This window comes from Micromonospora arborensis (genome assembly GCF_003205615.1).
Lineage (GTDB): Bacteria > Actinomycetota > Actinomycetes > Mycobacteriales > Micromonosporaceae > Micromonospora > Micromonospora arborensis.
Map to the genome: position 1 here is coordinate 58,272 of NZ_PYBV01000005.1, position 13,891 is coordinate 72,162.

Annotated in this window: 15 protein-coding genes; 8 read left to right on the forward strand and 7 right to left on the reverse strand. The window is 69.8% G+C overall.

Annotated features, from left to right (window positions below):
• Positions 1-182: 182 nt before the first annotated feature.
• On the forward strand, positions 183-527 hold the full coding sequence (locus C7C45_RS33495) for a hypothetical protein (protein WP_146247252.1): 345 nt from the start codon (positions 183-185) through the stop codon (positions 525-527).
• 209 nt (positions 528-736) lie between these two features.
• Here the strand turns inward: C7C45_RS33495 and C7C45_RS03350 are convergent, their stop codons facing one another.
• From C7C45_RS03350 to C7C45_RS03360, 3 genes are all read right to left on the reverse strand, one after another.
• Positions 737-1,327: a dihydrofolate reductase family protein gene (locus tag C7C45_RS03350; RefSeq protein ID WP_110562158.1), complete on the reverse strand. Its 591-nt coding sequence runs from the start codon at positions 1,325-1,327 to the stop codon at positions 737-739.
• Between the two features lie 72 nt (positions 1,328-1,399).
• A complete protein-coding gene (locus C7C45_RS03355; RefSeq protein WP_110562159.1) occupies positions 1,400-2,368 on the reverse strand; it encodes a sigma-70 family RNA polymerase sigma factor in 969 nt (322 codons plus the stop codon).
• Positions 2,365-3,786: an MFS transporter gene (locus tag C7C45_RS03360; protein ID WP_110562160.1), complete on the reverse strand. Its 1,422-nt coding sequence runs from the start codon at positions 3,784-3,786 to the stop codon at positions 2,365-2,367. The genes C7C45_RS03355 and C7C45_RS03360 overlap by 4 nt, the downstream gene beginning before the upstream one ends.
• A 141-nt stretch (positions 3,787-3,927) precedes the next feature.
• Here C7C45_RS03360 and C7C45_RS34740 point away from each other — a divergent pair, with 141 nt between their 5' ends.
• Positions 3,928-4,335 (forward strand): hypothetical protein, encoded by a 408-nt coding sequence (locus C7C45_RS34740; protein WP_244200222.1) that lies wholly within the window; start codon positions 3,928-3,930, stop codon positions 4,333-4,335.
• Here the strand turns inward: C7C45_RS34740 and C7C45_RS03370 are convergent.
• A complete protein-coding gene (locus tag C7C45_RS03370) occupies positions 4,266-5,870 on the reverse strand; it encodes a serine/threonine protein kinase (protein ID WP_110562161.1) in 1,605 nt (534 codons plus the stop codon). The two genes, C7C45_RS34740 and C7C45_RS03370, sit on opposite strands and share 70 nt — an antisense overlap.
• Positions 5,871-6,087: 217 nt before the next feature.
• Here C7C45_RS03370 and C7C45_RS03375 point away from each other — a divergent pair, with 217 nt between their 5' ends.
• The 4 genes from C7C45_RS03375 to C7C45_RS03390 all read left to right on the forward strand — a co-directional run bounded on the left by C7C45_RS03375 (position 6,088) and on the right by C7C45_RS03390 (position 10,322).
• Positions 6,088-7,350 (forward strand): sensor histidine kinase, encoded by a 1,263-nt coding sequence (locus tag C7C45_RS03375; RefSeq protein ID WP_244200223.1) that lies wholly within the window; start codon positions 6,088-6,090, stop codon positions 7,348-7,350.
• Positions 7,347-8,015 carry a response regulator transcription factor gene (locus tag C7C45_RS03380; protein WP_110562162.1) on the forward strand — a complete coding sequence of 223 codons (669 nt, stop codon included), beginning with the start codon at positions 7,347-7,349 and terminating at the stop codon, positions 8,013-8,015. Before C7C45_RS03375 ends, C7C45_RS03380 begins: the two co-directional genes overlap by 4 nt.
• A 90-nt stretch (positions 8,016-8,105) precedes the next feature.
• A complete protein-coding gene (locus C7C45_RS03385) occupies positions 8,106-8,738 on the forward strand; it encodes a hypothetical protein (protein ID WP_110562163.1) in 633 nt (210 codons plus the stop codon).
• A gap of 9 nt (positions 8,739-8,747) precedes the next feature.
• Positions 8,748-10,322 (forward strand): nucleotidyl transferase AbiEii/AbiGii toxin family protein, encoded by a 1,575-nt coding sequence (locus C7C45_RS03390; protein WP_110562164.1) that lies wholly within the window; start codon positions 8,748-8,750, stop codon positions 10,320-10,322.
• 67 nt (positions 10,323-10,389) lie between these two features.
• Here C7C45_RS03390 and C7C45_RS03395 read toward each other — a convergent pair whose 3' ends face one another.
• Positions 10,390-10,797 carry a nitroreductase family deazaflavin-dependent oxidoreductase gene (locus C7C45_RS03395; protein WP_110562165.1) on the reverse strand — a complete coding sequence of 136 codons (408 nt, stop codon included), beginning with the start codon at positions 10,795-10,797 and terminating at the stop codon, positions 10,390-10,392.
• A gap of 155 nt (positions 10,798-10,952) precedes the next feature.
• Here C7C45_RS03395 and C7C45_RS03400 point away from each other — a divergent pair, with 155 nt between their 5' ends.
• Together C7C45_RS03400 and C7C45_RS03405 are read left to right on the forward strand one after the other, a co-directional pair.
• Positions 10,953-11,864 carry a GNAT family N-acetyltransferase gene (locus C7C45_RS03400; protein ID WP_110562166.1) on the forward strand — a complete coding sequence of 304 codons (912 nt, stop codon included), beginning with the start codon at positions 10,953-10,955 and terminating at the stop codon, positions 11,862-11,864.
• Positions 11,865-11,927: 63 nt separating this feature from the next.
• Positions 11,928-12,383, forward strand: a complete 456-nt coding sequence (locus C7C45_RS03405) for an NUDIX domain-containing protein (RefSeq protein WP_110562167.1) — start codon at positions 11,928-11,930, stop codon at positions 12,381-12,383.
• A 183-nt stretch (positions 12,384-12,566) separates the two neighbouring features.
• Here the strand turns inward: C7C45_RS03405 and C7C45_RS03410 are convergent, their stop codons facing one another.
• A complete protein-coding gene (locus C7C45_RS03410; protein ID WP_110562168.1) occupies positions 12,567-13,142 on the reverse strand; it encodes an NADAR family protein in 576 nt (191 codons plus the stop codon).
• Between the two features lie 97 nt (positions 13,143-13,239).
• On the reverse strand, positions 13,240-13,833 hold the full coding sequence (locus C7C45_RS03415; RefSeq protein WP_110562169.1) for a hypothetical protein: 594 nt from the start codon (positions 13,831-13,833) through the stop codon (positions 13,240-13,242).
• Positions 13,834-13,891: the final 58 nt, after the last annotated feature.

Here is a 13,891-nt window from a genome sequence, read left to right on the forward strand (position 1 = left end):
ACGGAGACAGGCCGGAGCCTTTCGCGCTCCGCCGCGCCGGGTGGGACGGAGGCGCCGACCCGGGGCAGCGGCACGGACACGGGCGATGCGCCCGCCGACCGTCGGGGCCCCGTCGAGGGTGTCGCGTCGCGGGGGGCGACGACGCCACCGATGGTCCCTGCCAGTGGTGCGCGGGGCCGGTCGTGGCGGCGATCGTCGGCGCCCGCGGCTTGCTGGCGCTCCTGGCTGGGGCGCTCCGCGACTGTGATGAGCCGCGCGACCGGCTCGACCAGCCCGCCGATCTGCCGATGAGGTTCGTGACCGGACCCGCTGCGCGTCCCGTCGGCGGCGGCCGGCCCCTGAAACAGGGCGGCCACGAGGAAACCGGCCCCGACGGCGAGCGCGATCAGCGCCATCCGCCGGGCGAGCCTGCGCAGCCGGTCGCCGACAAGTGGCGCGAGTCGCCCCGGCGCAGACGTCGGCGCGGTTCCGATGACGGGACTTCGCACGCGGGCACGACCCCTTCCCTCTGGATTGCTGACCCATAGTAGCGATGTGCTCACATAGTCGCATCCGTTGATGTGTGCGTTCGTCGACGCCATCGACGAGAACACCGGCCGTACCACCGGCCGCGCCGGCCCGGTCGTGCGCCGTCTCCTCCGGCTGGCTGGTGACCCGCGTCCGCCGACGTGGATCGCGTGGCCGACGCGTCGTCGCAGGCCGGGCCCGGGTCAGCGGCTACCTGGCGCGCATGCGGTCATGCCGTTTTACGGCGAACGGCATATCGATGCAGCGTGACGCCCTCGTCGAACGACCGCTGCTCAAGCAGGTCCAGTTCTGCCGCCGTGTCGTGTCCGTCGAACAGTGGCCGGCCTCCGCCGAGAATGACGGGGTGGGTGAAGAGCAGGAGCTGATCGAGCAGCCCCGCGTGGAGCAGGTGCGTGGCGAGGGTGGCGCCACCGACGCCGATGTCGCCGTCACTCTCGTCGCGGAGCCGTGCGAGCTGCTCGATCGCGTCGCCATCCCGGCCGATGACCCGGGTGTTGTGCGTGGCGTCGGTCCGCGTACGGGACACGAGGAACTTTGGTTTCGACGTCCAGATCTCGCCGTATTCGCGGAGGTAGTCGGGCAGCGTCTCGTCGTGGCGTGCGGCCGGCCAGAACCCCTCCATCGTCTCGTAGATCGTGCGGCCCTGGATCATCGATGTCAGCGCCCGGGCTCGCGCGTTGAATTCTCGATGCAGCGGTTCGCCGATCCGAAGCCAACTTCCGCTGCCCTCCTCGCCGGTGGCCTGCTCGATCTTCAGGTCGACGGAGACGTTCATCCAATACACGAACCGGCCCGGCATCTGCGCTCCTAGTGCTGACGATCTGCAATTACCTCTGCCGAGGGTGGGGCAAGTGGTGGCAGCTTTGCCGAGTCAAGACGCTACCTCTGCATGGTTGGCAGAGCGGTGATTCGGGAGGTTGAACGCGGAGAACAGGTCCGGCCGGTGGAAGTCGAGTACTGCGGAGACGCCCGCGGTGGTCAAGGTCAGGGCCTGGATCGAGTGCGCGTGGAAGATGCCGTCACGGCCGCGGACGTACCACGCGAACGCCGGTTGCCCGTTCGCGGACGTCTCCACCATGATCCGCACGCCCTGCTCCGGCAGCAGTTTTGCCCTGAGGAGGCGCAAGACGTTGTCGCGACCGTTGAACCAGGTGGGGATCGGTGGCATCTCCCATCGTGCGTCCTGAGTGAGCAGCTTCTCCAGGGCGGCCAGGTCCGCCTGCTCGAAGGCGCGTGCGTACTGGTCGAGCAGTGCCCGGCGCGCGTGCTCGGGCGGTTCGCTGAACTGGTCCTCGGCTGGTGCGAGCCTGGCCAGATCAGCACGGGCGCGCTGGAGCGCGCTGTTGACCGCGGCGGTGGTGGTGTCGAGCAGATCGGCTACCTCGGACGCCGGCCAGGCAAGGACATCCCGCAGGATCAGCACAGCGCGTTGCCGGGGAGAGAGGTGCTGCAGCGCGGCGACCATGGCCAGCCTGAGGCTCTGGCGGCCTTCCACCACGAGCGCCGGGTCGGCGTTCGGCAACCGGTCCGGCAGTGGTTCCAGCCAGTTGAGCTCCGGGGCACGCGCCGCGAGGTCGTCGGGGTCGGTGCCCGGGGCACCCAGTGCTGAAGGCACCAGCCGGCGGCTGCTGTGCTGCAGGGCGTTCAGGCACGTCCGAGTCGCGATTCGGTAGAGCCAGGTCTTCACCGACGAGCGCTGCTCGAACTCCGCGTATCCGCGCCACGCGCGCAGGTAGGTTTCCTGCACCGCGTCTTCCGCGTCGTGCAGCGATCCGAGCATCCGGTAGCAGTGGCTGACCAGCCCTCCGCGAACTCGGGCGAACTCGTTCTCCAGACTCATGCCTGCTCCTGGACCAACGCCGGTCGGACGGCCGCCGCACCGAGGCGGGAACTACGCCGGTCGGTGATGCCAAGGCCGGCAAGCGCGCCGAGCAACGATAGTACGCCGCAGCCGGCCAAGGCCCGGGCGAACCCGGTCGCGAAGGATGCGTAGCCGCCGGCGGCCGCGAATACCGCCGCCAGTACGGCGACACCAACGACCCCGCCCAGCTGACGCATCATGCTGTAGATGCCGGAGGCGATCCCGACGGCATCACGAGGCAGCGCCCCGACGCTCGCGCTCTGCGTCGCCGGCATCGCCATCGAGACACCGCAACCAGCCACCATGAGCGGCACCACCAGTTCGGGGTAGCTGACCGCGCCACGGCTGCCCACACTGATCCAGAACATGCCGACGGCCTGCAGTGCCAGTCCGATCACCACCAGCGGGCGCTCACCGATTCGATCCACCAGGCGGCCGGCGACCGGCGCCACCACGAACAGCGTGGCTGTCCATGGCAGGAGCTGCAGACCCGCCTTCAACGGTCCTGAGCCGAAGGTGAGCTGCATGAACTGCGCGTTGAAGAACACCGCACCGTAGAGCGCGGCAGTCAGGAAGAAACCGGCTGCGTTGCCCGCGGTGAACGACCGCGACCGGAAGAACGTCGGCGGCACCATCGGCTGCCGCACCCGCCGCTCCCACGCCGGGAAGCCCACCAGGGCGAGGCCTCCCAGCACGTACGACCCGATCACCTCCGGGCTGCCCCAGCCAGCCACGGCCCCGCGGACCGTGCCCCAGATGATGCCGAGTACGGCAACGGTGATCAGCGTCGCGCCGCCGAGATCGAACCGCCGAGCCGACCCGCTGCTCTCCGGGATGAACCGCAGGACGAGGACGATCGCCAGGGCACCGACCGGGACGTTGATCCAGAAAATCCACTGCCAGGCCAGACCCTCGGTCACGGCACCGCCGACCACCGGACCGCCCAGCACGGCCAGGCCGGTCAAGCCGCTGAAGACACCGATCGCCCAGCCGCGACGCTCGGGCGGGAACGCGGCACCGAGCAGGCCCATCGCCACCGGCATCACGGCTGCGGCGCCGACGCCCTGGATGGCTCGAGCGGCAATCAGCACTGGCATCGAGGGGGCCAGCGCACAAGCGATCGACGCGGCGCAGAACAACGCCACGCCGGCCGCGAACGTACGGCGTCGACCCCACCGGTCGCCGATCACCGCCGCCGTCACCAGCAACATCGCGAAGGTGATGCTGTAGGCGTTGACCGTCCACTCCAACTGTTCGATCGAGGCACCGAGGTCGCGTCGGATACTCGTCAGCGCCGCTGCGACCACCAGCGCATCCAGAGCCACCATCACCGCGCCGGCTGAAGTCAGGCCCAACACCCAACGTTGCTCGCCGGTCGTCCGTTGCTTGCCGCTCACGTCGGTCCTCCAGAAGGTCGCTGTCACTGTTGTTGACAGCGGCGGAGCACCGAACTCATCGCACATACTCAGCGCGGCGATGAATTCGCGGCGGTGGCGCTGTCAACAGAAGTGACAGCCAACGACCCCAGGAGCGCCCTGATGACCGCAGCAGTGATCCGTTACCAGACGAAACCCGACGCCGCCGACGAGAACCAACGCCTGATCGAAAATATCTTCGTCGAGCTTGCGCACACCGCACCGCCGGGCCTGCGCTACAGCTCCTTCCGGCTGGCCGACGGTGTCACGTTCGTCCACGTGGTCGACGGCAACGGGCTGACCGAACTCGCCGCCTTCCAGGAGTTTCAGCACGCCCTCGGCGACCGGTTGGCCGTCGGCCCAGCCCGCGACGACGCCACCCTCGTCGGCTCGTACTCCCCGGAAGTGGCACCCGCGACCACTGGACAGCGAAACGCCCCGACGACTGGTCGAGCGGATAGTCAGACCGCGCCTCGGTCGACCAGGCTGAACGTGGTGGAGAGCGAGGCGTCGCCCAGAAACTCCACGTAGATCTCCTTCTTGCTCGGGCTCCACTGCACTACGCCGTACTCCTCGTTGACGATGGCGTAGGAGGTGCGCCCCTTGTCGTCCTCACCCTCAGGGACGATCGTGAACATGGTTGCCTTGGTGGGCCGGCAGTCGGCCCCCACCAACGACCTGTTTTCCTCCGCATCAATCTTGACCCCGAGGCACGGTCGGTGCGCGATGTCCGGGTTCAAGGACTTGATCATGTAGTCGACGCCGACCGGCTCGAGCGCGAAGAGGGCATCCGGGCCGGTCCCGTCGCCGGTGAGGGCCTCACCGTGCGACGGCAACGAAAGGTCACGGTCGATCTCCACCACGTGCACCAGGATTCGCCGCTGTCCGGCCAGGATCGCGCGCGTACTGTCAGCGGCTGACGGCGACCTTGTCGCCGTCTTCGGTGCGGGCGTCGGCGTGGGCGTCGGCTCGTGGCTTGTCGGGCCACCGGTCGTCGTCGAGCCGGCAGAGTCCGAATCGGACAGTCGGCGCAGCAGGTGCGGGCCGAACACAGAGGCCGGCACCAGTATCGCGATCACCGCGGCGATCGCGCCCAGCGCGGTGAGCAGGCGGCGTCGACCCGAGCCCGTGCCGTCGGCGGCGACCAGCCGCGACGGCCGGCTCTGCTGGTTGCCACCGGCGTCGGGCGAGGCGTTCGGTGCTGGCGCCACGACCAGGGGCTTGCCCGGGCCGGCGTCCCCCGTCGGCTTCGCTGCGGTCAGCAACCCGTCCAGCAGTTCCCGGGCGGTGGGCCGGTCCGCGGGATTCTTCTCCAGCGCCCGGGCGACCAACTCTCGCAACGTCCCGCCGAGCCCGCTCAGATCAGGCGGTTGGGTGAGGATCCGCATCGCGATGGCGGTAGCGGAGTCACCCCCGAACGGATTGCGGCCGGTCGCGGCATGAGCGACCACGGCACCCCAGGCGAAGATGTCCGCAGCCGGGCCGACCGGCTGGCCGGACGCCGCGTCGATCCGCTCCGGAGCCATGTACGAGACGGTCCCGACCATCTGGTTGGTCCGGGTGTGCTGGCTCGTCGCCTCGAACGCGCGGGCGATGCCGAAGTCGATCACCTTGATGCCGCCCGGTGCGACCAGGACATTCGCCGGCTTCAGATCGCGGTGGATCACCCCGGCACCGTGGATTGCGGTGAGCGCGGTCGCCACCCCAAGCGCGATGCTGTGCAGCTGCGCCGCGCCCAGCGGCCCCTGTTCCCGGATCACCTGGGCCAGGCTTGGACCCTCGACGTACTCCACCACCAGGAACGGCGGGTCGTGATCCGGGTCGGCGTCGAGGACCTCGGCGGTACAGAACGGTGGGACCTGGCGGGCCCGGTTCACCTCACTGCGGAATCGACCACGAAACTCGTCGTCGCCCGACAGTTCCGGGCGCACAACCTTGACCGCCACCCGCCGCCCCTGCGGCGACCTCGCCAGGAAGACACTTCCCATGCCACCTTCGCCGAGCCGGCCGAGCACGTCGTACCCGCCGATTCGGGACGGGTCACCGGGGAGCAGCCCGCTGTTCACCTCGAATGCCCGCGGACCGCGACCACCGTGTGAACCGTCTCGCCTATCACCCGTTCCCCTTAGGTCACTCGGACGCCGCCCCGCAGCGTACCGTCCGCCCACCTAGCCCCGTCGATGCCGTCCGCGAGCGGGTCCACGGTCCCAGCGGCACGGCGACCACCAGCGGATACCGCATTCGTGGTACGCCGGTGGCCGCCGTCTTCCGTACCGTGAACGGGTGACGTTCGAGGCGTTACGACGCTGGTGGGCGACGGTGCCGCCGTGGGTCGGCGAGTCGGCCCTGGCGGCCGTCGTGGCGGTGGCGACCGTCTTGCGGATCCGGGCCGGTGTGCCGCAGTCCGGGGACCGGCCGCCGGACCAGGCGGCGTACCTGCTCGGGCTGGCCATGTCGACGGTGCTGCTGCTGCGCCGCCGCTGGCCGGCGCTGGTGCTCGCGCTGGTCACGGTGGGCTGGCTGGCGTATCACATCCTCGACTATCCGGGCGGGGCGCCGGCCGTGCCGCTCTGGGTTGCCCTCTACACCGGCGCCGCCGCAGCCGATCGGACCGCGTCGATGCCCGTCGCCGCGTTCCTGATCGGGTCCGATCTGCAGGGGCGCGTCGCCACTCACCACCTCGACCCCCTCGATCCCACTCTGGACGGCTCGTTCGGTGTCTTCATCGCCGCGCTCCTGCTCGGCGAGGCCGCGCGCAGCCGTCGCCGCTGGCAGGCCGAGACCCGGGCCCGGCTCGCGCTGCTCACCGCCGAGCGGGATCGGGCCGCCGCAGACCGGGATCGGGCCGCGGCGGAGCGCCTTGCCCGGGAACGAATCCGCATCGCCCAGGAGTTGCACGACATCACGGCGCACACGATCGCGGTGATCGGGGTACAGGCCGGGGTGGCGGCGGAGACGCTGAAGGACTCGCCCGAGCAGGCCCGGGCGGCGCTCGGCGCCGTACGCCAGGCGAGCCGGGAGGCCATGCGCGACCTGCGCGCGGCGGTGGGCGTACTGCGCGACGGCACCCCGGCCACGGCGGATCCGCCCGGTGACGCCGATCCGGCGGACACCGGCGTCCCGCTCGGTGCCGCGCCGGCCCAAGCGGAGCCGCCGGCGCCGAGCCTCGACCGGCTGCCGGTGATGGCGCGGGCCTGCGGGGCCGGCGACGGGCCGACGGTGGCGCTCACCTGGCGCGGCGACCGCCGGCCACTGCCCCGGGCGGTGGAGGCGACCGCGTACCGGATCGCCCAGGAGTCGCTGACCAACGTGCTGCGGCACGCCGCCGCGAGTCAGGTCGACGTCACCGTGGAGTATCTGCCGGACGGACTGCGACTGGAGATTGTCGACGATGGCACACAGCCGGCCCCGCCGGGGACCGGGTTCGGTATCCGCGGGATGGCGGAGCGGGCTGGCAGCCTCGGCGGCTGGCTGACCGCCGGCGCGGAGCCGGCCGGCGGCTTCCGGGTGCGGGCCTGGCTGCCGGTACGGGAGGCGACGACGTGATCCGGGTGCTGGTGGCCGACGACCAGATCCTGGTCCGCAGCGGGTTGCGGGCACTGCTGGAACGGGCCGACGACATCGAGGTGGTCGGCGAGGCCGGCGACGGCGCGGAGGCGATCGCGTTGACCCGGGCGCACCGCCCCGACGTGGTGCTGATGGACATCCGGATGCCGGGGACGGACGGGCTCACCGCGACCCGGCGGATCCTCGCCGACGACCGGCTGCCGGGCGTACGGGTGCTGATGCTGACCACGTTCGAGCTGGACGAGTACGTCTACTCCGCCCTGCACGCCGGGGCGAGCGGATTCCTGCTCAAGGACATCGAGCCGGAGGAGTTGCGGCAGGCGGTACGCACGGTGGCCCGCGGCGACGCGATGCTCGCGCCCGCCGTGACCCGGCGCCTGATCGCGGCGTTCGTCGGCCGGTCCGCCGGTCCGGCGGTTCCGGCGGCGTCGTTGGCCGCGCTCACCCAGCGGGAGCGCGAGGTGATCACGCTGGTCGCGGCCGGACTCTCCAATGGGGAGATCGGGGTACGCCTGACGATGAGCCCAGCGACGGCGAAGACGCACATCAACCGGGCGATGGTAAAGCTGGGTGCCCGGGACCGGGCGCAACTGGTGGTCTTCGCCTACCAGTCCGGCCTGTCGGGTCTGCCGCCGTCGCGGTAGCCGGCGCCTGGACGGCTACCGCGCCTGCGGTAGTGCGGCGACCGCGTTCGCCGGACGGATCGGGCCGGATCGAACCATAGCGTCTTCGACATGACTACCTACTCGCAAGAAGCGCAGGAACTGCCCAGGTCGTACCGGCGGAGCGCGGGGGTCGGACTGCTGCTCGGCCCGGCGTTGAGTGTCGTCGGCACGTTCTACTGGCAGGACGACGGCGTGCAGGGAGTCGACGCCGCGGTGTTCAACGTGCTCTCCTCCCTGGCCTGGCTGGTCGGCCTGGTCGGGGTGTTCCGGGCGATCGAGCCGCGGACACCCCGGTACGCCGCCATCGCCCTGCCGTTGGCCTGCTACGGGGTGCTCGGCGGGGTGGCGTTCGGGATGCAGGGCATGCACGAGGAGTTGTTCGGCGTCTCGCACGGCGACGCGGTACGGCTGCTCGAGCCGTACCCGGTGGCCGCGTCGCTGCTCTTCTGGATCGCCGGCCCGCTCTTCCCGACCAGCCTCTTCTTCCTCGGCCTGGTGCTGGCCCGGATCCGGGCCGTGCCGGTCGCGATCGGCGGGCTGATCTGCCTGGGGGCCGTGGTTTTCCCGCTGAGCCGCATCCCGCGTGAGGTGCTGGTAGCGCATGCCGCGGATCTGCTGCTCCTGCTCCCGTTCCTCTACGTCGGGATACAGATGATCGCCGGGCGGCTGCATCCCCGGGCGACCACCCGGTCCGTGCCATAAACTCGGCCGGTGCTTGAGGTATCGGGGGACTTCGAGATCCACATTACGGCTCACGCTTCTCAGGCCGAGAAGCTGCAGGCGTTCGCCAGCGACCATGGCGTGAAGTTCGTCCATATCCTGCTCGACCGTGGCGCGTCCGTCTCGCAACCGATGCTCACCCTGACTGGGCGCGGCGCGCTGACCGAGCAGCAGGATGCGGTGCGGCGTTGGCGACGCGAACTGCGCGAGGCGGGGATCTACCCGTGCCGTGCAAAGATCGAGGCGGCGCCGTGGTGTACGGGCGTACCGCAGTCGGATGAGCAGGCGGCAGCCGAGCCGGATGGCCGGTACTTCGAGCATCACGTCAAACTGCTGCTACCGAGTACGGCGGTGGCGGATTTGGTGGCTCTCACCGATCTGGTCGCGCCGCACGGGGCGCGGCTGTCCCGCAACGCCCGCCGGGAGTTTGCCGACGGTGCGCAGGAGCGGTTCGTCAACCAGCGCTGTCACGGTGTCGGGCTCGCCACGGCCAGGCAGCGGCTGGACGACCTCGTCGAGACCCTCCGCGCCGCGGGCCACGAGCCGACAACGGTGGAGCAGGAGTACGTCGTCCTCGACAGCAACCTCGACCACGACCGCGGCTGGCTGGACTCGCCCACGACTGGCGCGAGCAGCCATGCACGGGCGCGCGAGAACAGAATCAGGTCCGCGCCGGCCGAATCCCTGGCGGGCTACCCGCCGACCTTTCACCCACTACCGGCCGGCCCGACGGTGCGCCAGCGGTCGGCGTTCGACCCAGCCCTGAAGCAGTACCCGAACGCCTACCGCGCCGGCGAGCCCGACTTCCTCGTGCCGGCCACCGGCCAACTGTGGACCAACGCCCGACGCGCCGCCATGAATCAGGTCCTGGCGGCCATTGCCGCAACGACCGGGGGTCAGCATCTGGTGCTGCGCGGCAGCGTCACCATGGCGGCCTGGGTCGGCGAAGCCGCCCGCGAGCCGGGTGACCTCGACTTCGTCGTCACTCCGCACACCATGACCAGCGACAGCACCGACGCCCGCACGCTGCTCGATGACATCAAGACCGCCATCGGAACCGCGACGGGCGCCGGCCTGCAACCAGACCGGATCGCCGAATCCGCCATCTGGACGTACGAACGCGCTGACGGACGCCGCCTGCTCATCCCGTTCAGCACCCGGGAGGCACCGGACGGCCACGTACAGATCGATGTCGTCTTCGGCGAACGACTTCCTCTTCCACCAGAGGTGCTGATCCTGCCCGACGTCGACAAACCGGTACTGGCCGCGCCCGCCCCGCTGGCGTTGGCCTGGAAGCTGCTATGGCTGGCCACCGACAGGTACCCGCAGGGCAAGGACCTCTACGACGCGGTTTTGCTCGCCGAACACACCGCCGTTGACCAGTCCCTCGTCCGCCAGCTCATGCGACCGGAACTCGGCGCCGAAGCCGATACCTTCAGCGCCGAGACCGTGCTGTCCTGGGAGGTCGACTGGTTCAACTTCACCGACGAGTACCCCGGAATTACCGGCACCGCCGAGCAGTGGGCAAGGCGGCTGGCCCTGGCCCTCGACCACGCCTGGACCTGACCAGGCCAGACCAGGGGGCGGCGGCGCAGCCCGCACAGGGTGGGTACCGGGGTTGTACCGCCTCGGCCTACGGCGCAGGTTCCAGTACGACGACTGGGATCTGGCGGGTGGTCTTCCGCTCGTAGTCGGCGAAGCCTGGATAGGCGGCCTTCTGCGCGCTCCAGATCCGTTCCCGCTCGTTCCCGGCGGCGACTCTGGCGACCAACTCCACCTTGTCCGTACCGATCTCCGCTTCGGCCTGCGGGTGTGCGAGCAGGTTGTAGTACCAGTCGGGATTGGTGGGCGCACCGCCCTTGGACGCGAACACGGCGTAGCCGCCGTCTACCTTCTGGTACATCATCGGGTGCACGCGGGGCTGGCCGCTCTTGGCGCCGACCGTGTGCAACAGCAGCAGCGGCGCGCCAGCGAACTGACCGCCGACCTGCCCACCGTTGGCGCGAAACTCAACGATGATCTTGTCGTTCCAGTCGCTCATGCCTTCTCCTCGCCTCCGCGAACGGGTCCCTTGCAGACGATAGCTGCGGTGTGTGACGTCCGTGCGAACGGAGACGCCAGCTGGCTCAGCGCCTGCAGGTCTCGGCCGTGCAAATTCACGTGTCGGTGTGGCACAGCGGTGGATAGCGTACGTAGATGAGCACTCTTTCGATAGCTGGACTGCGGCTGCAATTCTTCGCCGATCCGGGCGAGTTCCTGTCCGCAGCGGGTGACTACCTGGCCGCCGATCCGGTCGTCAGCACGGTTGTGACCACCGTCGCGCACCGGGCGTTGTCCGAGCGGGCCGAGGGGATCTCGCAGCCCGACCGCAACTGGTGGCTGGTGGTCAGCGACGATTCCGGCGCCGTGGTCGGCGCCGGGATGCGCACCGCGCCGTACGCCCCCTACCCGCCGTTCCTGCTGCCCATGCCCGACGAGGCGGCCGTCGCACTCGCCCACGCGTTGCACGAGCGCGGGGAGGAGGTACTCGCGATCAACGGGGCCCTGCCTGCGGTTGAGCTGTCCGCCACCGAGCTGACCCGGCTCGGCGGGGGGCAGGTCCAGGTCATCCAGCACACGCGGCTGCACGAGCTCGGCGAGCTGGCGTGGCCGCCGCCTGTGCCCGGCCGCTTGGTGGCCGCGACCCAGGACGACCTGGGGCTGGTCACGGAGTGGGTCGCCGCGTTCGTGGGCGACGCCGACGAACAGGCGGGTCGTCCACGCGGTACCAGTGAGCACGAATTGCCCGACCGCGCGGAGCTGCTGCGCCGGCTCCAAGCCGGACGGCTGTGGTTCTGGGTCGACGAGGCTGGGGAGCCGGTGCACCTCACCGGTGCCAACCCACCGTCCTTCGGGGTGGCCCGCGTGGGTCCGGTCTACACGCCGCCGGCCCAGCGCGGGCGTGGTTGGGCCAGCAACGCGGTCGCCGAGGTTTCCCGCCGAATCCAGGCCGAGGGTGCGCGGGTTTGCCTGTTCACCGACCAAGCCAACCCGACCTCGAACAAGATCTACGCCGCCCTCGGCTACCGGCCGGTCGTCGACATGGCCAACCTGGTCATCGTCCGCTGACGCCGAATGTATGGCGGCAGATGAGCCCGGCTCCTTGTCCTACCCCTGTGCTCTAATCCCGGCATGCACCTGGTCGTCTGCGGCGCACTCGTGGAGAACGGCGCGGTCCTGCTGGTACACCGCAGCCCGACCCGCCGGGCATACCCGGATCTCTGGGATCTGCCCGGGGGGCACGTCGAAGCGGGTGAGTCGGAACTACAGGCCCTCGCGCGTGAGATGCACGAGGAGCTAGGGGTGCACATCGTGGCGGAGTCGACGTCACGGTTGGGTGACCTCCATGCCGGCAGTGGCGAGGACGCCGTCCACGTGGGCGTCTGGCACATCACAGAGTGGGTCGGCATTCCCACCAACCGTGCACCTGAGGAGCATGACGACATCGCCTGGGTCGGGATCAGCGAGTTGGGCGGCCTTCCCCTCGTATTTGACGCCCTGCCAGCACTGCTTGATTCCCTGTCTGAGCCTGACCGGCTGCCTTGTCTCGACTACGCACGGCCAACCGCATCACCGAGCGGCCCGTAGGTCCATCGATTCGCTCGTCGATCCCATCGCCGTTGAGCCGGGTGTCGGTGCTGCTCAGTCCGGCCCGGTCCCGTAGCGCCGGCCCGTCCTGCCCGGCGCTGCGCCACTCCGCCGCGTACGAGGGCACCCGCTCGACATCGACGCTGCGCCGGGCGTACTCAGCGGCGATGAGTTCCGAGCGGTTCACCCATCGGTTGGTTCCTGCTCGCGCAGGAGCGCGCGGGTTTGCATAAGTGCGAAGCCGAGCAGGTTCAGCCCTGGCCATCGTGTGGGGTCGGTGGCGTGCGGGTGGTCGGCGGCCAGGCCGATGCCCCAGATCTGGTCGAGTGGACTGGCCTCCACGAGCACCCGCCCACCGGTGCCGAGCAGGTAGGCGCGCAGCGCGGGGTGCTGGCCGAACTTCTCCGCGTTGCCGGCCACCACGATGTCGTAGCGGTGCTGCTCCCATGTCTGTTGGTCGAAGTTGGTGACCTGCCGGCCGAGGGTCTTTGCCGCGTGGGGGTGCGCCACCGCCAGAATCTGGGCGGCGGTCGCTTGGTCGCCGAACAGGGTGGCCTTGCGCCACATCATGTAGTGCTCGGCCGTGGCGAAGCGCAGCCCGTCAATGGTGAACGGTGCCGGCCACCACTGACTCAAGCAACCGGCCCCGATGCCGCCGTCGCGCTGCGGCTGGTGGCCCCAGAAGAACAGGAACTTCACCCGGGCGACCGAACGCATCTCGCCGATCAGCTCGGCGACGCTGCTCGTTGACATGACCATGCGAGCGAGTGTGCGGCACCAGCAGGCCCCGCCGCATCGCCATTACCGCGACGATCCCGTCACGGCGTCGTCGGTATCACGCTCGTCGTGCGGGTCGCTACAGGCTGATCGGCTCGCAGGACCAGACGTGGTCGATGATTTCCTCGGCTGTCCGGGAGCGGCCGGCGGGCCAGAAGATCATGTCACTGATGTGCAGACAACCCGTCCGGTGCCTGAGGCCGTCCAGCCACCAGGTGACGGTTCGTTCATCGCCGCCACCGGTGCTCAGTAGAGTGCGTACTACATTGGTCGCGGCGTCCTTGGTGAGCGGATCGGGCAGCCGACCGGACCGTACGTAGTCGAAGTAGTCCTCGGCGGCGACGCCGACGTTCGTCCAACGCTCGCGTACGGCGTTTAGTGACCGTTCGGCGGTGACGAGGGCTTCGACAGCATCGCCGACCTCGGCGAGAAGTTCACCGTCGCCGTCGGCATCAGGATCCAGCGGCGGGAACTCCAGCAGATCGCCGAAGTGTTCACCGCCGATGTCCCAGTTTAGGTAGACCATCACCGCGTACCGGCCGTTGCGCCGAGGCTCGATGGCGACCCAGCGGACGCCTCGACGCTCGGCGTGAAAGGCCGGGCCAAGGAACTGTTCGATCGAGGCCGACCGTCGCAACGCGCCGACCGCGAACGATTCGCTCAGGTATCGCATCGGGCGAGGCTAACGCCGCCCGAAGGCGGAGTTGAAACTCGTCGAGCCGTGCGGCGCC